The sequence below is a fragment of the Vibrio sp. K4 genome (genome assembly GCF_051122595.1).
Lineage (GTDB): Bacteria > Pseudomonadota > Gammaproteobacteria > Enterobacterales > Vibrionaceae > Vibrio > Vibrio owensii.
Map to the genome: position 1 here is coordinate 1,635,678 of NZ_CP178577.1, position 21,950 is coordinate 1,657,627.

Here is a 21,950-nt window from a genome sequence, read left to right on the forward strand (position 1 = left end):
TTGGTTATTTTTTAGCTGCAACTAGCAGCACTTCTTGCTCAGCATCGAGATGGTCAAGATCCATCGCGATCATTGAGGTCAATTGCTCTGAACTGAACAAACCTGAGTAATCAAACATTCGAGAGCCCGTAAACGCGAACACTTTTGGAATCGACTGACCCGCATCAGAGTACGAAGACAATTCACTCACCAAACTCTTCATCGCTTCACCATAGCCACTACGTGGAACTTTGATGTGCTGTGCGTTTTTGATTTTAAGAGGGATCATTCCGTCTGATTTCACCACAGCGAAGTGGTCTTCTTCTTTCTTCAATAAGTTGAAGAACTTGCGGCTTTCTTTACGTGCTTTAACGATTTGGAATGCACCTACTGCGTCTTTGGCTTCCACCGCCGCTTTTTCAACAGAGAACACATCGCCAACTTTGGTGATGATGTCTTGCTCACTCAACTTATCTTGTGACGAATCGTTGCTAAACTCCGTTGCGCCCGTCGCCGTCGCGATTAAGATGTTGCGTTGCTTATCCACTTCGATGGCAATCTCAACACTTTCTTCCTTTGCACCTTGAGCAACAATTTGGTCCATGATGTCGGAACGAATTTTTTGAATATCAGAAGCGGATGGATCCACGACAGAACGTTCAATTTGCTCACGAACCATCGCCATCGCAACACCAATGGTTGAAATGTATGGCGCATTTTTTGCCGTTTTCGATTTGAATCCGTACTTCTCACCAAGCGCAAAAGTCGTAATCGCCGCACTACCGCCACCGCCAACAAATTCAATGTACTCAGGGTTAACTTCGTACTCTTTGATCATTGGTTCGACAATGTTCCAGATTTTTTCACACGCAATGTCCATCACGTCGCGTGCAACCTCTTCAACGGTTTTGCCACAGTATTCAGCCAGTGGCTTCCATGCGACACGAGCCGCCTCAACATTCGCATGTGCGTAGTCGTCTTCTGGCACATAACCTAGGATATTCGCCGCCCCCGCCAGTGTGTACGCATATTCACCTTGGTCGGAAGTAATGATGGCATGATCAGGGCTATCACCTTTCATTGGTGTGATTTGTAGAAGCTTCGCATTAGTCACTGGCGCGTCCACAAAACACTCATAATGCTTGTCAGCTAAGTGCGCAGAACGTGGGCCAACATCAATGATCTTTCCATCACCGACGCGGATCATCGAGCCACCAGCAATACCCAGTGTACGTACATCCAGTGCCTTCAAGTAAGTCTTGTGCTTACCGACTTGCGCGTTGTTAACGATAACTTTGCCGTCTTTGATAACCGAGATATCAATCGACGTACCACCGACCTCGAAGAACACACCGTCAGAGATTTTTTCGTACATCAATGCGCCCGCAACACCCGCCGCCAAGCCAGACAGCATGGTCAAGATTGGACGTTGGCGTACTTCATTTACCGACATCACACCGCCATCGGCGCGCATGATCATCAGCTCTGAAGGGATGCCGACTTTTTTCACGACTTGTTCTGTCATGTTCGCGGTTTCGATCATCTTTGGAATCAATGACGCGTTAACAACAGCAGTACGAGTGCGCATTCTTAGGCCGTATAACTGGGAGATTTCGTGCCCACTTGTTGCGTACAGACCTTTCTCTTTCGCTAGAGCTGTTACCAGTTTTTCTAGATGTGGGTCATCCACGGCGTAAGCTTCTGACGCGACGATAACATCACAACCTTTAGCAACAAGTTCATCAATCGCACTGTCTGCTTTTTCTTGGTTGATTTCATCAACGTCAAAGTAGATAAACTCGGTTTGTAGGAACTTACCTGGCGCAAGCTCGATGTCTTTGACATCCAGCTCATTTAACGCAGCTTTACTCTTACCCATGCCGATAATGCCAACTTTCGCTACATCACCCTCTAGCAACGCGTTGGTTGCTTGAGTAGTGCCGTGTGCAATGAACACCACTTGCTCTGGAGAAATACCGTTGTTGTCCAACACTTCGTTAATGATTTCCACGATGCCTTGTGCAACACCATCTTTGTGATGGTGAGTGGTTGGTTTTTTCGCCTTAGCAATCACTTCACCCGTTGTGTTATCGATAACCACGGCGTCAGTAAACGTACCGCCAACATCAATACCAATTCGTACTTTACGCATAACTTTGTACCTGTTTTTCGCTTGTTTCATTTGGGTGGGTTGCCCCACCCTCCGTGGTTAAATCAATGGGATTTGGTCAACTAAAATGGCGTAGCCAAGTGCGATGAACGTAATGATAAGGCCGACCCAGAATAAGCTCTTCGTGATGTCGTTCGGGTCCACCTGCACAAAGTCGGCAATCCAGATATTTTGAGAGTTTGTTGGGTCACCAAAGCCTTGCATCATACCCGTAGAGCGAAGTACCCAAACTACGGCAATTGGAGAGAAACCTGCGGTTGCAAAGATAGCTGGAAGTGAGCCACCGATACCCCAAGAGTTAAGAGGACCACGGTACAGAACAAGTGGCGTCGCTAGAGTGAAGCCGATTACATAAGTCATTGGGCTTTGCAGCATGGAAACCAGCATTTCAATCGCAGGCGCAATAACTGGCGTTACTGTGTAGAACTGAACACCGCGAATCAGAATGCCTAGACCAATAAGCAGAACGATTGCGCCCGCGACTTCTTGTGTACCTTGCACGAACGATTGAGCAATCGCGTTCACTTTATCTTTGATTTTACAAACGTAAACCGTGTAGATGATGCCAGCAATGATGGCCAGTTCCGCCGTGATCACTTGTGGCATCACATAGATAGAACTTAAAACAAGCAGTACCGGGATAATCGGAGCAATTAGCGCCCAGTTACTTAGCTCGTAAGCCGATTGTGTTTTTCTTGCGTGCCATGCGCTGCGTTGGTTGTTCTTTACGTTCAGCATGATGTAAACAACTGACACTAAGAACGAGATGATGAATAGTGTGATTGCCATGCGCGCCACAATTTCATATGCCGCCTCATAGCCACCTTCGATAACTGGTTCTAGAATAGTAGCGAAGAAGGCAAAACCAGCTGGGTTCATCACCCCACCCGTTGTCAGACCAAGCAGAATAATCGCGCCAGAAACGACACCAGAAATACCGGCCGTCATCATAATAGGAAGTGCTACTGAACCAATCAGTATTACCGCACCTAAGCCACCAATCGCAGAGAAGATCACCATAGTGGCAACGTAAAAGATAAAGGCAATCACTCGAACACGGTCACCCGCTAGTTCTGCGGCTTTCTTGATAATGGCTTCTGCGATGCCGACGCGTCGCAATAGCACTGCAAACGCACCACCAAAAATGGTTGCCGCGATGGTAGATGCCATCATGCGAGCACCGTCGCCAAGTACGCTGTTCATGATGCCTTGTACTTCTTCACCGTTCGCATTCTCATGGGCAAACAAGCCTAATAAAGGCAGCTCGCCAACACTTGCAATAACAGCGGTTAAAACACCCATAATTGGCAGTGCAATCAGAGTGGAGATACGCTTAGTGATCATGGCGTAAACGAAAAATATCAGTACGCCAGAAATAAGCAGTAAACGAAGAATTTCTATATTCGTCATGGTTATTCTCGATATGTGTAGGGTTATGAGGCCGGAGCACGCTCCGGCGTGTTGTATTGGAGCCTCTACTACGCAGGTAGACGCAAAGTTAAAATCTGATTCGGTTCGATATTCGATTGGTACGCTTGCTCTTCACCAATGAAATTCACCACACGATATTGCTCAGAAAGTACAATCGGTTGTGACTGTGCTGAAGGGTTCCAGACGCGAATCTCTAGCTCACCTTTTATTCGGCGCACACAAGAAACTTGCAGAGACGCATTGACTAAACGGACCGGCTTACACCACTTGTCGCTGTGACCTTTCACCATAAATGGCGCATATCGAACTTGCTCTGCTCGTTGACACTGTACCTCTGCGGACACTTGACCAAGGTGCAAACGAAGTTGATATTGATGCTCACCTAAGCATTGCGCTTCTGGTGTTGGTAAATCTGGACCTGCGCCATTACCGCGAGTAGAAAAATCACGTCGTGATAACCAACCAACACTGCGCAATAGTGTTAGCGCGATTTCGTCACTACGACCTTTCACTACTCGATATTCAGGGACACCTGCGTGAGTAATTTGCAAGTCGCTACCAGCAACAAATGATTGGCTTGGGTTAACTGACACTTTCGCTTCTTTGTTCGCTAGGACTTGTTGATTGTCTTGGTAAACAACTGGGCGACTGACGACTTCAAACGCACTATCTGCATGGGTTTCCGTTAGTTTCATGCCCGTCGGGAAATGGATAGATAGGCGGTGATCTTTCGCTTGGTTGTGCCACTTCAAGTCGATATCGATAAAATCTGAATCTTGGTACAGCTTAATCGTCAACACACCAAAGCTCGTGACATTGTCACCACTTGCGCTTCTTCTGTCATTCGATAAGGAAGCAGGCTGAACAAGCTCGATGTTTGCGCTCATCTCTGAGTAGTTAGAATGATTGCGCGTTTGAACCTCTCCTACTGTGCGAGCAATGCTAAAGCGATCATTCATCGCCGGAGCAAAGTTGTAGCTATCACCACAGTCTAGAGAAGATTCGATTCTGCCTAGTCCATGGAATACTTGCTGAGTACGTAAATCGGTAACGATGAAGGTTGCATCCTCATGCCAATCGACACGATAAATATCATTAGCGATAGTGCGAATTGTACTGGTCACCAGAGGCTCTGAAGTCGCTAACTTCTCTAATGTGAACGCTTTAAAAGACAGGCCTTCAATTTCCGTCTGGAAAGCAATGTTGTACCAAACGCCTTCAATTCGATCAGGGAAATCATCAATTGGTGACGTAAAGCTAAAACCCGGTTCAGCTTTGGTGATCACCGGTTCGATCAACTCGCCATTTTCCAGAACAAGTTGTAAGCCGAACGCTTCCTCACCTTTCAAGAACACTCGCTCAGTCACCCAACCATTAAAGTCTTTTGGATTAGGGTTGAAGATAGAGAATTGAGTGTGGTCAGCGAACGGATTTACTTCATTTGATGCGCTCATCTCATCATTTGTGCAGCCTAGTGAAAGCAATGCCATGTCCATCATGGCTTGACTACGTTGAGCAAGTTTCTCGTAACGAGTGACCATCTCACGATGCACTTCATCAACAGAACAACCACAAATGGAATCGTGAGCATGCTGGGTAAGCAGTGTTTTCCAACTTTGTTCTAGAAAACGAGTTGGGTAGTGCTCAACTGGCGACATCGCGAGTAACGGCTCGACTTTGCGAGTCAATGTGTCTTCCGCTTCTTGGTTCATCTGCTTTAGGTAGCGACGTGTGGAAAGCACGTCAGGTAAAACAAATGCGCGGTCATTTCCACGAAGCTCGCCTTTCACAACGGGTAAATCGTTTGAAACCTCGCTTTGCAGCGTAGTTAAGTATGTCGCCAAGTCACTCTGTTTAAGCTCAATGTCATTACGAGAGTGGTTAAACTCGGCAATGCGCTCCGCCATGTTGCCGTTTGCTGGACGCAGATGATCGCCACCTTGCGTCAACAATAGGTTGTCCGTTGTTGCACGTTCAGTGATCTTGTTCAGGTACACATCAATGTTGGTAGCGAAGTCATCTGTGTTAAGTGGGTGTTGGTAATAACCCTCAGTCAAGAAGAGAGTGAAAATCTCGCTGCCGTCGGCACCTTTCCAACGCAGTTCAGATTGGTTCGCATCAATTCCGCGCCACAAAACGATGTTGTTAATATCGAAACCAGTTAATAGTTGAGGCATCTGACCGATATGACCAAACGTATCTGGCAGATACCCCACTTTTTGATAATTGCCAAACGAGTTCGCCAATTTACGCCCAATCTCTAGGTTACGGATTAAACTCTCTCCGCTACACAGAAATTCATCAGCCATGACATACCATGGCCCCAGAACCAAACGTCCTTCTTGCATCAGGCGATGGAGTTTTTCTGCCAATTCTGGTTCACAAGCTTCCAATAAATCTTCAGCGGCGACCACTTGGCCATCAAATAAGAAGCTTTCAAGTTCATGCTTTTCTAACGCATCAACAACACGCTCCATTACACGGATAAGTCTTGCTCGGAACGTCTCAAATGGTAGATACCATTCACGATCCCAGTGAGTTTGAAATACAACAGAACAGATTTTTTTCGACATAGTTTCAGACCTTTAAAAGCAGCATTCCGCTTTAGTCACGTTGTTGTTTTAGTTCTTCAAAATGGTTGAACACCATTTTTGCAGCGCCATACATACCAGCGTCATTCCCTAATGTAGCTGGTCGCACCGGGGTCATCACACCCATTTCTTTGAGGTACTGGTTCATCAATTCCCACCAGTATTCACGCGAGTTAATCATTCCGCCGCCAAGCAGAACCAACTGCGGATCCATCGTCCAACGAATGTTGCTGATGGTTCGTGATAGTAAGCGCATAAAATCTTCCACCGTTGCTATCACTTTTGGATCTCTCTCGGAATACGCTTGCATCACACTCAAACCATCTGGGTATCTTTGATGCTCCGCTTCCGGTAATTGGAACAAGAGCGTTTCGCGTAACCCCGTTCCTGATAGCAGCGATTCCAACGGCACGTTCATTTGTGGTCGGTAAGGATGAGGAACTTCCATTCGTCCCCAGTGACCCGCTAAGTAACTTGAACCGTGGAGCATTTGACCATTGGTTAGCATTGCTCCGCCCAGACCGGTTCCAAGGGTGAGCATCACAACACTGTTGTAACTTTCAGCTCCGCCTAGCCATTGCTCGCCTAAAAGAGCGCAGTTCACATCGTTATCCGTACCCACGTAAATGCCGAATTCTTCCTCCAGCAAGTAACCCAGACGCGTACCCTTCCAATTCGGCAAGCTGTCTGTTGCGTCCAGTACCGAGCCAGAGCGAACGTTAATCACACCCGCAGCCGAGACGCCGATGCCAAGTAGTAACTTCTTTTCTCGACGAGCGCGTGTCAGCAAAGGCACAATCGCCGAGATGATGCTATTCATAATTCCTTCTCGACCTTCACGAATGTTGGTCGCTGAGGTGTTTGCTACGATGAGCTTCCCTTCACTATCCACAAGACCTGCGCGGATCTTCGTACCACCTAAATCCAAACCAAGCGCGAGTTCTGTCATCAGGTCAGCTCCTTCTCTGCTTGAATTGCTTGCGCAAATTTTTGTGTGATCAATTGCGGACGCGTTATTGCAGAGCCAACCACGACAGTCCATGCGCCAGCTGCCATCGCTTGGGAAACATGTAATGGTGTCGAAATTCGGCCTTCTGCAATGACCGGGATGGTCAGTGATTGGCTCAAACGACGAATAAGAGGCAAATCCGGCGCTTCACCTTGGTGTGCCGTATCCGGCGTATATCCTGATAAAGTGGTCGACACACAATCAACGCCGAGCTTTTCAGCTTCAATACCCTGTTCGTATGTCGCGATATCCGCCATGATTAAACAAGAAGTGCGGCGAATCTGTTGAATCAGGCTTTCAACAGACTCACCAAATGGGCGAGATCGACCTGTCATATCAAGAGCAATCATGTCCGCACCTGAATCGATGATTGCCTGTACCTCTTTTGCAGTTGGAGTAATAAAGATCTCAGAGTCACTGTAATCTTGCTTGATTAAGCCAATCACAGGGACGGTTGGAAACGCTTCTTTTACCGCTTTGATATCATTAACTGACTGAATACGAAGTGCTTTTGCTCCGCCTTCAAGAACCGCTTTTGCCATCTTAACGATGGTGTCTGAACCAAATAACGGTTCATGCGGTAATGCTTGTACTGAAGCGATAAGTTCGCTTTTAAGTGCCACTAACATATTGACCTCAACGAGCCTTGTTACGTTACCTTACACTCATTAACATATTGAAATTCAATAAGTTAAAGATTGCTCGGAATTTTGAAATGTTTAAGTTTTTGCGTTGAGGTCAGATTAATTATTTTTTTCAGGCAAACGTCATTTGGTGACTAATTTTGTCATTGAGGTGATCGCGATCTCTTTATTTTGATAGTTTTGTCGTTTATGAACGATCAAGATCACATCGAGTTTTATCGAACATGGAAAATACCTCGTTAACTAATTGATTCGCTCTCAGAATGGATTCTACTAATGACCTCCAACTCTTTATATCTATCTGTATTTTAAGAATTAAATTAGCCACCAAGCCAAAAAACCAACCAAGATCACAAAATATCCAATGTGATGTCATCCACATTTCATCGAATTGAAATGTCGATTTTGAGTGACTTTAATCGCCTTCTCTAAATATTCTCTGTGTGAATCCCTTTTGTGGAGAATTTTTATTCAACAATCCGTGTCGAAATTCATTCACGGACATCAGACAATAATGAGAAATAAAACACTTACCCTACTTACTCTATCGTTATGTTCTGTGGTTTCTACTCAAGCTTTGGCAAACGGAGGCTGGATTCAAAACGAAACCGAATTCAGACACTTCCGGTATGATTACGACAATGCTCCTAATCCTTTCAGTCGTGATGAAGTCGAAGTAAATAAGAAACTCTTACAAGGCATGTTGCAACTCACCGAAGGCAGTGATCTTTGGCTCGATTTACGTCGAATCGATTATTTCACTGACAATGGCGATGGATGGTTTAAAAACGGTTATCACTGGGATCACGAGGCACATTTACGCTTTCACTACGACGGTATCAAGTTCCTCGGCCGTGATTGGAAGTTCCGCCCGGCTTTAGCTTGGGAAGGTGATTGGAACTTCAAAAACACCAGTGGAGATCTCAACTGGAGCTCTAACGACTACTATCTACAGTTCGATCTTCTGACCTCATTCCCAGAGGGTTTAACACCTTGGGATAATGGTCGACACACACTTAACTTCCGTCCACTTTTAACTGAATACATTGTTCTGGGAGAAACGAGTAAGTTCCACAATGGTGGTCATTATCGCGGACATCGTCAGCAAGTGATGAACTTCTTCCTTGTGTCACAGTGGAATGAGCGATTTTCGTCTATTTTTAGTTTCCGTAACTACCTAGATACGATGGCTAAAGACGGCATCAAATACCATTACGGTTCAGAAAACGAAACGTGGCTCGACTTGTACAAAGAAGGTGGATTCAAAGTCACTTGGCATAACAAGTTAGAGTTTTATCTAGGTATGGACGATTCAAGTGAAGTACTTCGCGATAAGTTCGTCGAGTTCTACACACGTTTAGAGGCAAGCTACAGCAAAACGCTAGAAAACGGCGTCACAATTAAAGGCTTGGTGGGACAAGATCTATGGGATTACCACTACAACGACAGCATGTATGTGGGTGGCGACTATGGTCGTAGCGAGACGATTGCAACCCTTACATTTAATGTCCCATTAGGTAAATAGGAGTCAGTTTATGCAGTACCTGGGCTTAGATATCGGTGGAACCAAAATTGCCGCAGCGTTGTTTAACGAAGCTGGAGAACAGCTTTATTATCAACGCCATAACACCATAAAGAGTGATTACGACGCGTTTTTAACTCACGTTATCACCATCATAGAGCAAGCAGCATCATGTGCAGATGAATCGATTTCTATTGGTATCGGACTTCCCGGTGCAATCTGTCCAGGTACGCAAAAAATCAAGAACTCCAACATTTTGGTATTAAACGGACAGGCTCTAAAAGAAGATTTGGAAGCGCATTTAAAGGCAACGGTACATATTGCCAATGACGCAGATTGTTTTGCATTGAGCGAAGCACTTTTCGGTGCAGCAAAAAATCATGGCTCAGCATTCGGTGTCATTATCGGCACAGGCTGTGGTGGTGGCGTGGTTTACAACAAGCAGTTAGTAAAAGGGCCGAATAATGTCGCTGGCGAATGGGGACATAATCAACTCGCTTTTTACGATGAAGTGAAAGATGGTAAAACCGAAGACTGTTACTGCGGTCGCGATGCGTGCAATGAGCTATTCCTATCAGGGACTGGCTTTGCAAAGCAATACAACGACAAGCACGCGACCAACCTCTCCAGCCAAGAGATTATCGCACTGAAAAGTGACTCCGAATCGGCAAAACGCCACTATGAGCTCTACTTAGATCAACTCGCCCGTGCACTCTCGCAGGTTATCAACTTTTTCGACCCACAAGCCATTGTACTCGGTGGCGGTATGTCGAATGTGCTATCTATTTATGATGATTTGCCGGCTTATCTACCCCAGTACGTTTTTGGTGGTTATTGCAAAACACCAATTCTAAAAGCGGAACTGGGTGACGACAGCGGAGTGAAAGGCGCAGCGTTTCTTGGCCTGTCCTCATAAGACAAGGATTATTCGATGAAAATTAAATTACTACTATTGGTATCTGGCGCGGCAATGATGGGTTGTGCTTCAGAACCCGTGGATTTAACGACAATTACTAATTGGCAAAAATACGGATTTGAGCAGGCAAACAAAGGTAACGTGATGTTATCTGATTCCGAAATTTCCGCTGATGATTTTGCACTCTACAAGCAAGGCTATGAGGTCGGCAAGAAAGCCTACTGTTCTCAAGATGCATACAATCTAGGCATGCGTGGCAACACCTATCACGGTATTTGTGACGACGTGTCGCAAGACTTTAAAACGCAATATGAGCTAGGAAGATTGGAATACCTCGCTCTGAAAGAGAAGTTCGACTCAGAGTAAACTTCGAAAACCAAACACCATCATTTAGCACCTTAAGTTCCCGCTAGTTGATGGCAGGGCAAGCTTAGTCACCTTGCCCTACTCTCTTTATTCCACCTCTGTTCTTCACTTCACCGTTATTGGCTTATCTTTCACTCCAGCGTAAAACACCAAAATCTCTACCGGCTCATCACCCGTATTTGCGCCAAAATGCCATTGGTCGACAACTTCTGCAATTGCATCTCCGGCTTTCAGCACGATCTTCTCGTCATCCTTTTTCGTGACTGTGATTTCCCCTTTCAGCACAATGCCTGCATTAATGACAGGGTGTTGGTGCATGGGAAGCTGCACGCCCTTCGGGACGGTAATTTTCAAAATGGTGACTTCCGGTTGGCCTTTGGGGTATTTTGGCAGCGTAGTGCCATCCCAACTGGTTGTCGTCTTTAGGAGTGCGTCAGCCTCTATTGAATCTGGCAAATGGGTGTCTGCCCATACAGAGCTAAACACCAATGAAAGTGTAATCACTGCGGTTTGAATCGGTTTCAAAACCCTCTCCTTGTTTATTGATAACCTTTGTTTAAACAGTAAGAGAGGATGGAAGATGATGACGAGTGGATGAGAAGAAGTGTGAGCGAAACAGCGAAGCCTATTATCATGATGCAACAGCCTACTCTGTTGTTGAGCCCAGCATCACTCTTCTACTAGGCTGATTTCGATGCGCTCTTTGCCTTTGCCGATGTTCTTTCGTTTGAGTTGAATACGCCCAACTTCAGACGTGTTCTTTAAATGGGTGCCGCCACACGGAACTTGCGCAAAACCCTCAACTTTCCAGTAGCGACGCTGTTCTCTGGTATCAGAAAAGTCACTGATGATGTCAGCGTGAGAATCAATCACACTTTGAGCTTGTTGTTGCAGCTCTGGCAGCAGTGGTTTAACACTCTCATACCACTCAAAATCAATCCGGCTTTTGTCGGCAGAAATGTGCGCACCGACTTTGGTCATCTTAGGAAAACGATGGGTTACGACCTCAAGAATCACTTCCGCGGCAAAGTGCAGTTTCATCAGAGCATAACGACGCGCCCAATCAATCTGCGTGGTCACGACTGCGCCAGCTTGAAAGTTTGGCTCATGTTCCAGTGTATAAACAATCGATAGACCTTGCTTCTCTGCCTTTATCACTTGGATACCACCGATGGTGCCTGTATCGCTTTCTTGACCACCAGACTCGGCGTAAAAGATGGTTTCTTCTAGCTCGATACAAGGCCCGTCTACGCGAGAAACGGTAGATTCCAACTCGACTTGATATGGGTCATCCCAAAATACTTTGTGCGTCATTGCCTTCCCTGCAATTTATCGTGGTGATGCCCTACTTTAGGTGAGTTTTATATCAATGCATAGCGTATCTGTGTGATTCACTGCCCGATTTCATCCATAAAAAATGCCCACCGAATCGGCAGGCATTTTCTATTTCATAAAGTTTTAGCGCTGAATAGCTTCTTTATTGGGAGAGCTTTTTCATTTGTAAGCCCATAAATATGAAGCTGATGCCTTCAATCAGAAGCGAGATGCCCACAAACGTGCCCAATAGCGTGGTTGAGAATGCAGGATCATCAAGCAGCATGAAGAAGTAACCACCGATCAGCACTGAAATTACGCCACTGAATACAATAACGTTGCTGCTTGGTAGGCTACGATTACTCAAACCAAAAAAGATACGAGTCAAACCGTTTAAGATCATCACAATCACCATCAACATGGTAATCGTGACAAGGCCCGCTAATGGTTTGAACAAGATGAACAGACCACCCACGATATACAGTACCGCACTTAATACGTACCAAAGCTTCTCTTTCCAAACATTGATGGAGAATGTGTGGTAAGCCTGAACCAGACCACTGAACAAGAGTACTGCACCCACGATGGTTGAGATCGTCACGCCTGCCAGCACGGGCAAACTCATGGCACCAATGCCCATTAGTGCGATGATAACGCCAACGATAACGAAGTATTTCCAGCCTTTAGATAGGAATGTAGGCTGTTGTGATTGATTAGAATTTTCCATTGAATGCCTCTTGAATTAAACGCGAGCCGCCTTTTCAGTCTAGTCTAATAAAATATAGAGAGTTCACAGACTTAACAGAAATACGTGTCCCGTTTGCATAAATGGATGTTAAACCCGTATCACATCATCGCCTATACGCTATTTTTGAATAATAAGTTTCAAGATTGCTGGATTAAACCAGTGCAAAACAAGGAGATGGAGAGTAGGATTAGCGGCTTTTATAACGCCAGTTGCCTGACTTTTCTTTAGACGTTCCCACTCCTTTCATTCAGGCTACTTTTTTGAGGATGACATTTTGCTCGATCATCATATTCGCACCTTCATTTCTGAAAAGCTCAGCTCAGTAGGTATCAACAGCGACCCTTATGGTATTGAACTCACCTCTGTCTTTATTTTGGCGAGCCTCACTGCGGCCGCTCTCAGCTATTTGATTGTGCATCACCTGATTGTTAGAACGGCCAACAACGTTCTGATGAAAACCAACAAACCACTCGCTGAGAGTTTGACCAAGTATGACGTTTTAGAGAAGCTGTCGTTGCTCATTCCCATCATGGTGCTCGATGTCTTCATTCCACTTGCTGTCGGTCATTACGATTGGTTGGCGGCGATCTTCGATAGAATTTTAAGCATTTCGATTTTGGTTATCTTTGTGTGGATGATCTTCGCCCTACTCGACGCTATGAATGACATCGCAACGTTTAAAGGCATAACCAAAAGAATGCCGATCAAGAGTTTTGTTCAGTTGATTAAACTGTTCACCTTCTTTGTTGGCGTCGTGGTGTCCATGTCAATTCTCGCCAACGAATCCCCAGTCATTTTCTTATCTGGTTTAGGTGTCGCAACGGGTTTCGTGATGCTGGTGTTTAAGGACACGATATTGGGCTTTGTTGCTGGCATTCAGCTTTCTGCAAACCGCATGATCAGCTTAAACGATTGGATTCAGATGGACGCCTATGGCGCAAATGGTACGGTAGAAGAAATCTCGCTGACGACGGTGAAAGTCCGAAACTTCGATAACACCGTAAGCATGCTGCCCGCCTATGCGCTAGTTCAGAATGCGTTTATCAACTGGCAAGGCATGTCTGATTCTGGTGGCCGACGTATTAAGCGCTCCGTCAATGTCGACGTCACATCGATTCGTTTCTTGTCTGATGAAGAAATTGAAAAGCTGAAAAGCATTCGAATCTTACGCCAATATATTTATGAAAAGTCGCGTGATATTAACGAATACAATGAAGAGATGAGTGATGAACCGGCCTTTGGCAACCTTCGTCAGATGACAAACTTAGGCATGTTCCGCGCTTATATTAATGCGTACCTAAAAGCGAACAAAGATATTCACCAATATATGCTGATTATGGTTAGGCAATTAGAACCCACACCAGAAGGTATTCCGCTTCAAGTCTATGCCTTTACCAATAATACCGACTGGGCGTATTACGAAGGCGTTCAGGCGGACTTGTTCGATCACATCTACTCTATTATGCCTTTATTTGGCTTGCGTCCTTACCAAATGCTAACCAGTAACGACGCTAAACAAATTGCATTGGAAAGTACCACCAGCAAAAACACTCAATAAAATAACAATGAGGGTGAAGCCTATGCTTCACTCTCTAAACTGGGAGTGAGGCCTTTGCGATTGTAGCGATGCTCCGCTAGCACACCATCTTGCACCTTGTAACGCAAACCGTATTTACCAATACAGCCTCGTAACCTTGAGCGCGTCAAATCCGATAAATCAGATGCGGTACTTGCCTTGTCTACAAGTTGCACCCAATACGTTTCCATTTTGTCTTTCACAATGATCCCCCGACCAACATTTATAGATTTACCGAGAATTCTTGCAAATACCGATAGTGGTCTGGATAGCATACGACAGAACTTTTCTGACAGAATGCCTACGAGAATCGCAGATTTCTCGTTCAATGCGGTATTAATACGTTGAAAATAAAGCTTTCCGTCTAATTTTTGGCTTGGTTTGAAATGGAATTAAATTCCATAAAAATAGATGAAATTTGTTGGATTTAAGAATTTCAGCTTAATCGTTTTAGCTAAAAACAATATTTATTGAGTGAACCAGAGGTTGCTTCTCCTCTGGTTCACTAAGCTGCTCAATCAATTATTGGCATGCTGAACCTTTGCCAGTCCATACGGAAGAAACATCTGGCTGATCACCACGCGTCCACCACTTCGCCTCATACTTAACGCCGTTGTAAGTCACTTGATCACCGCCGGAGTAGGCTTTTTGAGTTGACCAAGGCAGCGCTACATCGCTGATGAGCTCCCAGGCATCGCTGTTATCAGGCTGATTGTTCTGGCTCCAGTACTTTGCTTTCCAAACGAGCTGCTTGTAGCTGACAAGATCACCGCCCGAGTACGATTTGCTTGCTGACCATATAGCGTAGTTCGCCGCATTTGGGTCGCTGATGCTGCAGGCATTGTTGTTGGCTTTGACTTTCACAATCGTGCTTGAACTGGCACTTTCTCCTACTGGATCAGAGACAACCACACGGACCGTAAATTGGCTATCGACCGTGACTTCCGGAACCGTCAGACGAATAATGCCTGCTGATACAGGCTGATAAGCCAAGCCCGATGTATGCCATTGATATGAAAGCACATCACCATCTTGGTCCGATGCCGTAGCGTTAATCTCAATCATCTCTCCAGATTTTGCCTCCATGCTTTGCGGGAGAGACACTTGCGGCGCATGATTTTGGTTTGCTTGAGGCTGTGCACTAATCATCACCGTATCTTCAGAACTTGCTTTTCCATCGTAGACTGTGACGGAAAAAGCGTACGACTCCGCTTTGTTCGACTCCGGCAAAATGACACTGGTGTGAACTTTGTCGGTCGACTGAATGGTCGCAGGTAAACCCGAGATTTGCTTCCACAGGTAAGTTAACTCATCGCCATCGGCATCAGCTGACTCTTCTGCAGATAGCGTAATGGTTGCGCCTGACAGCACAAACTGATCTTCACCAGCATGAGCAACAGGTACACTATTCTCTGTTGGAGTTGAGTCGGTTAAGGAATCAGACTGAACAATAGAAACTTTGAGGTCTTGCTTTGGTTTCTCAATGTCTAGCGAACTCAACACCGTATCATCGCAGACAACTTCTGCTCTTGTCGGTGCATCCGCTTGCTTGAGGTTGATGTGGAACTTGTTCATCACGTTATCGTCATAACGGAATCCAACCAATTGGTAGTTATCCGTTTGGTAGTTTCTACCGTTATACACTCTGACATAACATCCATTTGTGTTTAGGCTCTCTGCCGGAGTCGGCTGATAAACAAAGCCATACGCACCATGTAATGCTGGGAAAATATAACTATTAAGTGTCTGCTGAGGGTCGTAGTAACCGACGAGCGTTGTTACAGCGACACCGCTATCCGTAGGGACACGTGTTGGGTTATTTTCCGCTACCTGATCTTCACTGGTTTCTTGCCAACCTTTACCGTCACTGACGTAAAACTTGCTGTCACCGCGATTCAAGTTCACCGATTGGCCATTAATATGAACCGTCACGCCATACCCAGAGTAACGTGCAACATTCACCACTTTACCCGCGACAACATTTGCAGCATTCGGCAAGTAAATATCGCGAATCCAACGACCGTCTCCTGTTTCTACTTTTGTGATATCAAAGTCATTGATGTAACCCAACAGCACTGAGCCTGAAGTGTCATCTTTGATCGTATTTAGTTGAGATTGCGAGGCAATAGATTTGGCCAACAAGAGCGCTGGTTGTTCATACTCTTGCATCGTTTTGGTTTCATCGCTCCATTTACTAAAGCCAGTCGGCGATGCCGCATCAAATGTCGCCTTTTTCTCCATAAAGGTCTGAATCTTTTCTAGCACAAACGGAGTGTGCAGGGTGTACTTGGAAATCGGTGAAGTTGGCTCACCGCCCCCCATTGCATCTCTGTTGAACTTATAGCCTTCGAAAGCCGGGATTCCTATGCCGTCGGTACAACAAACCTGATGCTGACCATTGCGCTTGTTCCACATAAAGTTAGCAATAAAACGTTGTTGGAATTGATCCCAACCCCATGCAGAGTTTATGTCTGTAGATGGCCGATGCGTTGTGCCATCCGTACCACCCGGCCAGTGCCCGAGGCCAAAGTTATGCCCGACTTCGTGGCTCCATTCATTACCCAACGATGAGTCGATAGTCACCATACCGTTGCCACCACTGCCACCGTGGGCAACCACGCCATTTTGATAACGCCCTACTGCGGCAATGGCTGTAATTTGATTCGCCGTATATGGATGCGCTCTCTCTGAGATCGCCGTTGAAGAGTTGATGCCATAGTTTGCTAGGTTGATGCCGTGCGACATCAGAATCTTGGTGGTATACGCACGCATATCCCCTTTGTGCCAAGTACCTGTGCTCGGATCTAACTCGGTTAATAAACGGCCGTCAGGCAGCATCACTTCATTGAGTTTCACTGTTTCGTATGGGTTAACGATCAACTTGCTTACCGGAATTTTTTGGAAGTAGTCTCTGTGCCTTTCAGGATTGTCTGCGAAGTAAAAACGCCCCCTTGGATTGGTTAGCATCCCTAAATCCATCGTGTTTATCAGCAATTCGTTCGGCGCACCAATATCCAAACCGGAGAGGACGCCTGATGTGCTTCCATTCAGGAGCTCTAGAGTAAGGCCGGGCTGTATCCAAGTCGCTGGCAGTGTCACTGACCACATATCTTGCGCATACGTAATGTCGAGGTTTGGACCATCGTGACTCGGAAGTTGATCTGGTGGGTTCAGTGACAGCACACCTAATTGCTCACCATTAGCATCGCGCCCAATCACTTTCACTTGCGTCGAGTCCAGTACGTGCTCGACAGGTTTAACAAGCAGCAAAGTATCACGCAATGCAGTGAGGTGCGGCCTAGGATCGCCTTTATCGTTGTGATGAGGAACCGTGATGTTTTGCGCATATATGACCATCGCCTCAAAATCACCCTGTAAGTCATTAGTCGGCTGATTATTATTGAATGGGATCACCTGAGCGTGAGTGACGCTCGTGAATAATAATCCGCAAGCAACACTTAACCCTATACTGACCTTATTTATTTTCATACCTTTCCCTTATGTTTGTATTTCAACCACTTTGTTTATTACTTTTATTTCCCAGCAATTGTAAAAATCAACTTAATGAAATCAGCCTTTTATTCTCGGGAAAGAGCAGGTTAAAACCTTGAAAACTTTCCTTATCGAACACGTACGAGCAGTGCGTTTAGCTAAAAACTTTAGAAATTACTTAATTAGTTTCGGTGAATTAAAACATCTCATCCGAGCATTAACATCGCTGTTAAGCCAATCAAACAAACAATGAAAAAAAATAAAAGATAAATCATTAATTATCAATGACTTAAGCAACCCCAGCCATTAACACCGTTAATTATGGTAAATATTTACCAGCATATCTACGCAAATAAAAATTAGATAAATAGGTTTTAAACCAATCTCTTATTGTTGAAAAGATCAGACTTTTACTACAGCACTATTATTTTCATCCGACTGATAAATAAGAAGATTAAAAAATATCGCATAAAGTCTGTTTAATATGGAATCAGAGTCATGAATTTCATTACCCAATAATTCATGCTTCATAATTTGCTGAATCAATACCTCACTTTTCAAAACTCTATTTGAAATTCATGATGTTTCGGAAATAAAAAAGCGGAGAAGGAAAACCTTCTCCGCTTTATGCGTTATTTATACATTCGAGGGAAAACTAAGGTGTCACGTCTGTAAACGTAAAAGTCCCGTTATCCAATTCGCGTTTCACTTCTTGCTTTTTGTCAAAGTCAATCTTAGTCAGGTCAACTTTCTTGATTCGACTGTCATGCATCGTGGTGTAGTACAGCGCCTTGTTACCTTGATCGATCACTGAGGTCCATTGCGTCGCACTCGGCAAATCAGGGATATGTTCACGATATTCAGGCCCAAATTCTGTACCAATTGGAATATCGAAGTTGTTCAGAATGTGGAATGCTTGTGACACTGCCTCTTCGCCCGTTTTTGATTCCGGAGCAGTGTTGACGAAAAACGCCGCTCGTACAAATCGCGATGGTGGCGTAATGTCCCCTGGCATACCCAAGAAGCCAGAGCCAATACCGAACGACTTCGCTTCAACACCACCAAATTTGGTTGGCGCACTAGTACCCGGCTGCAAATGAATGTAGTTGTTTAAATTGGTCACTTGCCATGGGAACGTTGGTGAGTTCGTTAGTACACCGACTTCGTTCTCGTAGATGTGTACTTGTCCATGATCCATGATTTCAATGACGATGTTGTTGCCCGCTTTATCGGTAACACGCCAATGACCAGTTGGTGAAGGTTGTCCTTTCTCATCGATATAAACCGGAACAATATCGATGTTTTTCATCGCTGTTTTAACTTCATCGACGGTTTTGAACTGCGACAGCATCCAACGAACAAAGTCCATATCAGCGATGCTGTTTGCACGGTCTTTCGCGTCGTACGCTTTTAGCGAGCCGTAACCTTTGAAGTAAAACAAACCGGCAGTCAGTCCTTCTTCATTGATACCTTCACCAATGAAGCGATCGTCACTGACGGAGATCCCAACAAAGCCGTACTTACTCTTCCAACTCAAACCTTGTTTCTGGTCCGGCATAGTCGAGGTAAACGTGTAATCACGGGGGGCAACAATCAACTTGCTGTTGAGATCGTTTTCGCCCCACTCAATTGTGCGAGCATGAATGTGGTCATTCGCCACAGTAGAAAGAGAGATGCCAGTACAAGCACTCGCCGGAACGATAATGCTCGCAGAAAGTGCCATAGCAAGGAGGGTTTTCTTTATCATTTTTAGATCCACCAAGGAGGGGTAACATTTCGCGATTGTAGTCCTTTCTAGACAACTTACAATCGAAAAGATATCAAAATGGTGGAATATAAAATTACTGACTATTTGGATAACACCGCCACTTAGATTGCACCAAGTGGCGGACGTTAGCCTCTATAACAAACCGAGATTACCCTCGACCGTCACTTTGACTTTTGTGACACCTTGCCTAGGATCCTCTTCAATATGCTTCAGCATATATTCGTCTCCAGAAATATGTTGAAGTTTGAACACAACAAAAGTCTGATGCTCACGCAAAAATTCATTCAAGTTCAAAACTTGACCAGTAGAAAATTTATTCTGACTTAATTTAAACATGAACAAAGTGTTTAAAAAAGAAGCATAGTAACCAGAATTTACCACTTGTGTTTCTTTATCGTAGTTAGCATCAGAAATATACCTTCCATTTGAACCTACGATATGAACTGAACGTTCTGGAAACTTTCCTTTAATAACAAATTGACTTGTAAATGCATTCACCCAAGGCAAACTAAGAGACAACACAATAAAAGCGAATAAAATTGCGACTTTCCTTCTCATTTTTATCACCACCAATCTTTTCTCCCTGAAAAGATTATTTCATCCAAGTAGATTTCTTGATCCGCCTTTTGCATTTTTCCTACCCACCGACCTTCTTTCTCCAGTAGCTTAACGGGCGTCATTCCTGGAGAATATAATTCCATATCAATATCGACCACTTTTTCAGCAAAGTCAGGTTCGAGTCCATCTAAATAGCTCCCTCCTAAAGTCAGAAAATACATGGAAGTTCCAATCGTCGCATATATTCCTGAATCAACCTTATAAACCTTCCCTTCATAGATGTTAATCGCTTTATACATACCTGATTTCGCTGTCACTAGCACTTCAAGACCACTATCCTGGAAATGTGTGTAACTTGAGAAGTAAGTTCCTAATGATAGGTACCAAGGTATAGAAAGTACGGCAAACGTCGATAGACCAAGCTTTAGCGACAATCTTCTTACCTTATCCATAGAAGCCTCCATAACATTCAAAACACTCAAATGCCTCTCTATAAATAAAGAAAAAAGTGAGTGCTATGATCACTAATCCAATTGACAACTCCCAAAACATGGGGTCTTTAACAAATGATTTCATATGTGAGGTCATCGTTTTTCCACTGTTAGCGCCAATGTCAGACAAAGGTAAAGTATGAGGAATGATGGTAGTAGCTTGAGAATTTCTCGTATCATTTCTCCCTTCGTTGTCATTGTTTTGAACTAGTTCAATTGGTTCAGCAGTAACATTCGAATGGAATATTTCTATTTGCCTTGCATTTATAAAGACATACCCTTCTCCCGGTAGATTATTAATCTCAAATCCTTGCTTTAGACTATTGAGCTTCTTTCTCAGTTTCATTATTGCGACAGCAAGGGAGTTATCTCCAACAACTCTCCCTGGCCACCCTCTTTCAATGAGGGTTTGTTTATCTATTACCTCTCCGTGTGAATCACAGAACACTAAAAGTAAATTATATTCACTCCGGTTTAATTCTAGTGGCTGATTTTCTTTGCCCGATTCACTATCGATTAAAATTATCGTTCTTCTTACAGTATCAATAGAAAGTCGTTTGTACATTTTTAGTCCCGTTGTTTGTTAGTCCACTTACATTTACATAAAAAAACATAAAGCGCATAAATTCAAACAGTTAAACTTCAAAAAATGGCAATTAAATGTTTTTAACCACATTGACATCACTATTAAGAGCTTTTTAATTCACAGAGTTTGATCTTCTGCGCAAAATGCCTGCTTTTCCACACCAAAACGTTCGTTTCCTATTTATCTGGAAAACGAACTTATTAATAAACATAGGTAATAAATATGAAAGTAAATGCATTTTTCACACTTGGCGCATCGGCATTAATTATAGCTTCAGGCGCAGTAAATGCAGAAACAACAGCCGTAGAGCAAGCAACAGCAGATGCGATTTGGACGGGTGTAATTGGGGGCTCAGTTCCAAGTTCAAACTTAATTATTACAGGTGAAGCTGGTGGTGACATAAAGCCGGGTACTTTATATGTAAACAGTGATGGTACTTTTACTTCTTCTGATGTTGTTCTGGAAGCTCGTGACTACACTCCGGCAACAGATGGCGCAATACCTACGGAAGAAGTTATCGGTGATCGTCAGCCGGCCGCAACTTGGACATACACAAACTCACAAGTAATGATTGGGGGTCAAGTTACAAAAGACGCAACTCTAGTCCTTTCTGACGCAATGTCGGGTACTGATTTAACAAAAGGCACATTAAACGAAGTCACTGGTGGTTACGTTCAGCTAACAGTTTCAAACGGCACAGAAATCACTGATGTGCCAGTAGAGGGTGAAGCACAAGTCATCGTACAGATGGCAGCAAGCTACGACGATTCACTTTAATTAAACTAGGGG

Annotated in this window: 19 protein-coding genes; 5 read left to right on the top strand and 14 right to left on the bottom strand. The window is 44.5% G+C overall.

Annotated elements, in window-relative coordinates; translation table 11 throughout:
* Positions 1-4: 4 nt before the first annotated feature.
* From ACLIIY_RS07415 to ACLIIY_RS07435, 5 genes are all read right to left on the bottom strand, one after another.
* Positions 5-2,131, bottom strand: coding sequence for a hydantoinase/oxoprolinase family protein (locus ACLIIY_RS07415; protein ID WP_334436317.1), 2,127 nt, complete (start codon positions 2,129-2,131; stop codon positions 5-7).
* A gap of 57 nt (positions 2,132-2,188) precedes the next feature.
* Positions 2,189-3,559 (bottom strand): transporter, encoded by a 1,371-nt coding sequence (locus tag ACLIIY_RS07420; RefSeq protein WP_005442946.1) that lies wholly within the window; start codon positions 3,557-3,559, stop codon positions 2,189-2,191.
* Positions 3,560-3,627: 68 nt separating this feature from the next.
* Positions 3,628-6,153: a glycoside hydrolase family 38 gene (locus ACLIIY_RS07425; protein ID WP_434528424.1), complete on the bottom strand. Its 2,526-nt coding sequence runs from the start codon at positions 6,151-6,153 to the stop codon at positions 3,628-3,630.
* A 31-nt stretch (positions 6,154-6,184) separates the two neighbouring features.
* A complete protein-coding gene (locus tag ACLIIY_RS07430; RefSeq protein ID WP_038889799.1) occupies positions 6,185-7,120 on the bottom strand; it encodes an ROK family protein in 936 nt (311 codons plus the stop codon).
* Positions 7,120-7,809: an N-acetylmannosamine-6-phosphate 2-epimerase gene (locus ACLIIY_RS07435; RefSeq protein ID WP_005442934.1), complete on the bottom strand. Its 690-nt coding sequence runs from the start codon at positions 7,807-7,809 to the stop codon at positions 7,120-7,122. The genes ACLIIY_RS07430 and ACLIIY_RS07435 overlap by 1 nt, the downstream gene beginning before the upstream one ends.
* A 529-nt stretch (positions 7,810-8,338) precedes the next feature.
* Here ACLIIY_RS07435 and ACLIIY_RS07440 point away from each other — a divergent pair.
* The 3 genes from ACLIIY_RS07440 to ACLIIY_RS07450 are packed head-to-tail and all read left to right on the top strand — an operon-like array spanning position 8,339 to position 10,628.
* Positions 8,339-9,349 carry a hypothetical protein gene (locus tag ACLIIY_RS07440; RefSeq protein ID WP_434528425.1) on the top strand — a complete coding sequence of 337 codons (1,011 nt, stop codon included), beginning with the start codon at positions 8,339-8,341 and terminating at the stop codon, positions 9,347-9,349.
* A 10-nt stretch (positions 9,350-9,359) separates the two neighbouring features.
* Positions 9,360-10,262: an ROK family protein gene (locus ACLIIY_RS07445; protein WP_199461249.1), complete on the top strand. Its 903-nt coding sequence runs from the start codon at positions 9,360-9,362 to the stop codon at positions 10,260-10,262.
* Between the two features lie 15 nt (positions 10,263-10,277).
* Positions 10,278-10,628, top strand: a complete 351-nt coding sequence (locus ACLIIY_RS07450) for a DUF2799 domain-containing protein (RefSeq protein ID WP_005442928.1) — start codon at positions 10,278-10,280, stop codon at positions 10,626-10,628.
* Between the two features lie 105 nt (positions 10,629-10,733).
* Here ACLIIY_RS07450 and ACLIIY_RS07455 read toward each other — a convergent pair whose 3' ends face one another.
* From ACLIIY_RS07455 to ACLIIY_RS07465, 3 genes are all read right to left on the bottom strand, one after another.
* The gene (locus tag ACLIIY_RS07455) at positions 10,734-11,153 is read right to left on the bottom strand and encodes a cupin domain-containing protein (RefSeq protein ID WP_434528426.1); all 420 of its coding nucleotides are present in this window, start codon (positions 11,151-11,153) and stop codon (positions 10,734-10,736) included.
* A 144-nt stretch (positions 11,154-11,297) separates the two neighbouring features.
* Positions 11,298-11,942 (bottom strand): alanine--tRNA ligase-related protein, encoded by a 645-nt coding sequence (locus ACLIIY_RS07460; RefSeq protein ID WP_434528427.1) that lies wholly within the window; start codon positions 11,940-11,942, stop codon positions 11,298-11,300.
* Positions 11,943-12,105: 163 nt separating this feature from the next.
* A complete protein-coding gene (locus ACLIIY_RS07465) occupies positions 12,106-12,669 on the bottom strand; it encodes an HdeD family acid-resistance protein (protein WP_005427746.1) in 564 nt (187 codons plus the stop codon).
* Positions 12,670-12,964: 295 nt separating this feature from the next.
* Between ACLIIY_RS07465 and ACLIIY_RS07470 the strand changes: the two genes are divergently transcribed.
* On the top strand, positions 12,965-14,248 hold the full coding sequence (locus tag ACLIIY_RS07470) for a mechanosensitive ion channel family protein (protein ID WP_038896878.1): 1,284 nt from the start codon (positions 12,965-12,967) through the stop codon (positions 14,246-14,248).
* A 20-nt stretch (positions 14,249-14,268) separates the two neighbouring features.
* Here ACLIIY_RS07470 and ACLIIY_RS07475 read toward each other — a convergent pair whose 3' ends face one another.
* The 6 genes from ACLIIY_RS07475 to ACLIIY_RS07500 all read right to left on the bottom strand — a co-directional run bounded on the left by ACLIIY_RS07475 (position 14,269) and on the right by ACLIIY_RS07500 (position 21,140).
* Positions 14,269-14,457, bottom strand: coding sequence for a hypothetical protein (locus ACLIIY_RS07475; protein ID WP_020197357.1), 189 nt, complete (start codon positions 14,455-14,457; stop codon positions 14,269-14,271).
* A 331-nt stretch (positions 14,458-14,788) separates the two neighbouring features.
* Complete coding sequence (locus tag ACLIIY_RS07480; protein WP_434528428.1) at positions 14,789-17,755, bottom strand: M66 family metalloprotease; 2,967 nt, start codon at positions 17,753-17,755, stop codon at positions 14,789-14,791.
* A gap of 658 nt (positions 17,756-18,413) precedes the next feature.
* Entirely contained in the window at positions 18,414-19,505 is a 1,092-nt protein-coding gene (locus ACLIIY_RS07485) for a linear amide C-N hydrolase (protein WP_434528429.1), read from the bottom strand.
* Positions 19,506-19,658: 153 nt separating this feature from the next.
* Entirely contained in the window at positions 19,659-20,084 is a 426-nt protein-coding gene (locus ACLIIY_RS07490) for a hypothetical protein (protein WP_171371229.1), read from the bottom strand.
* A 5-nt stretch (positions 20,085-20,089) separates the two neighbouring features.
* Complete coding sequence (locus ACLIIY_RS07495) at positions 20,090-20,536, bottom strand: hypothetical protein (protein WP_045410868.1); 447 nt, start codon at positions 20,534-20,536, stop codon at positions 20,090-20,092.
* A complete protein-coding gene (locus ACLIIY_RS07500) occupies positions 20,529-21,140 on the bottom strand; it encodes a transcriptional regulator (protein WP_199437544.1) in 612 nt (203 codons plus the stop codon). The genes ACLIIY_RS07495 and ACLIIY_RS07500 overlap by 8 nt, the downstream gene beginning before the upstream one ends.
* Positions 21,141-21,383: 243 nt before the next feature.
* Here ACLIIY_RS07500 and ACLIIY_RS07505 point away from each other — a divergent pair, with 243 nt between their 5' ends.
* Positions 21,384-21,938, top strand: coding sequence for a hypothetical protein (locus ACLIIY_RS07505; RefSeq protein WP_434528430.1), 555 nt, complete (start codon positions 21,384-21,386; stop codon positions 21,936-21,938).
* Positions 21,939-21,950 lie beyond the last annotated feature (12 nt).

Coding starts and splice junctions, on each gene's coding strand:
- ACLIIY_RS07415 (WP_334436317.1), bottom strand. CDS start 2,131: ATGCGTAAAGTACGAATTGGTATTGATGTTGGCGGTACGTTTACTGAC.
- ACLIIY_RS07420 (WP_005442946.1), bottom strand. CDS start 3,559: ATGACGAATATAGAAATTCTTCGTTTACTGCTTATTTCTGGCGTACTG.
- ACLIIY_RS07425 (WP_434528424.1), bottom strand. CDS start 6,153: ATGTCGAAAAAAATCTGTTCTGTTGTATTTCAAACTCACTGGGATCGT.
- ACLIIY_RS07430 (WP_038889799.1), bottom strand. CDS start 7,120: ATGACAGAACTCGCGCTTGGTTTGGATTTAGGTGGTACGAAGATCCGC.
- ACLIIY_RS07435 (WP_005442934.1), bottom strand. CDS start 7,809: ATGTTAGTGGCACTTAAAAGCGAACTTATCGCTTCAGTACAAGCATTA.
- ACLIIY_RS07440 (WP_434528425.1), top strand. CDS start 8,339: ATGAGAAATAAAACACTTACCCTACTTACTCTATCGTTATGTTCTGTG.
- ACLIIY_RS07445 (WP_199461249.1), top strand. CDS start 9,360: ATGCAGTACCTGGGCTTAGATATCGGTGGAACCAAAATTGCCGCAGCG.
- ACLIIY_RS07450 (WP_005442928.1), top strand. CDS start 10,278: ATGAAAATTAAATTACTACTATTGGTATCTGGCGCGGCAATGATGGGT.
- ACLIIY_RS07460 (WP_434528427.1), bottom strand. CDS start 11,942: ATGACGCACAAAGTATTTTGGGATGACCCATATCAAGTCGAGTTGGAA.
- ACLIIY_RS07465 (WP_005427746.1), bottom strand. CDS start 12,669: ATGGAAAATTCTAATCAATCACAACAGCCTACATTCCTATCTAAAGGC.
- ACLIIY_RS07475 (WP_020197357.1), bottom strand. CDS start 14,457: ATGGAAACGTATTGGGTGCAACTTGTAGACAAGGCAAGTACCGCATCT.
- ACLIIY_RS07480 (WP_434528428.1), bottom strand. CDS start 17,755: ATGAAAATAAATAAGGTCAGTATAGGGTTAAGTGTTGCTTGCGGATTA.
- ACLIIY_RS07485 (WP_434528429.1), bottom strand. CDS start 19,505: ATGATAAAGAAAACCCTCCTTGCTATGGCACTTTCTGCGAGCATTATC.
- ACLIIY_RS07490 (WP_171371229.1), bottom strand. CDS start 20,084: ATGAGAAGGAAAGTCGCAATTTTATTCGCTTTTATTGTGTTGTCTCTT.
- ACLIIY_RS07495 (WP_045410868.1), bottom strand. CDS start 20,536: ATGGATAAGGTAAGAAGATTGTCGCTAAAGCTTGGTCTATCGACGTTT.
- ACLIIY_RS07500 (WP_199437544.1), bottom strand. CDS start 21,140: ATGTACAAACGACTTTCTATTGATACTGTAAGAAGAACGATAATTTTA.
- ACLIIY_RS07505 (WP_434528430.1), top strand. CDS start 21,384: ATGAAAGTAAATGCATTTTTCACACTTGGCGCATCGGCATTAATTATA.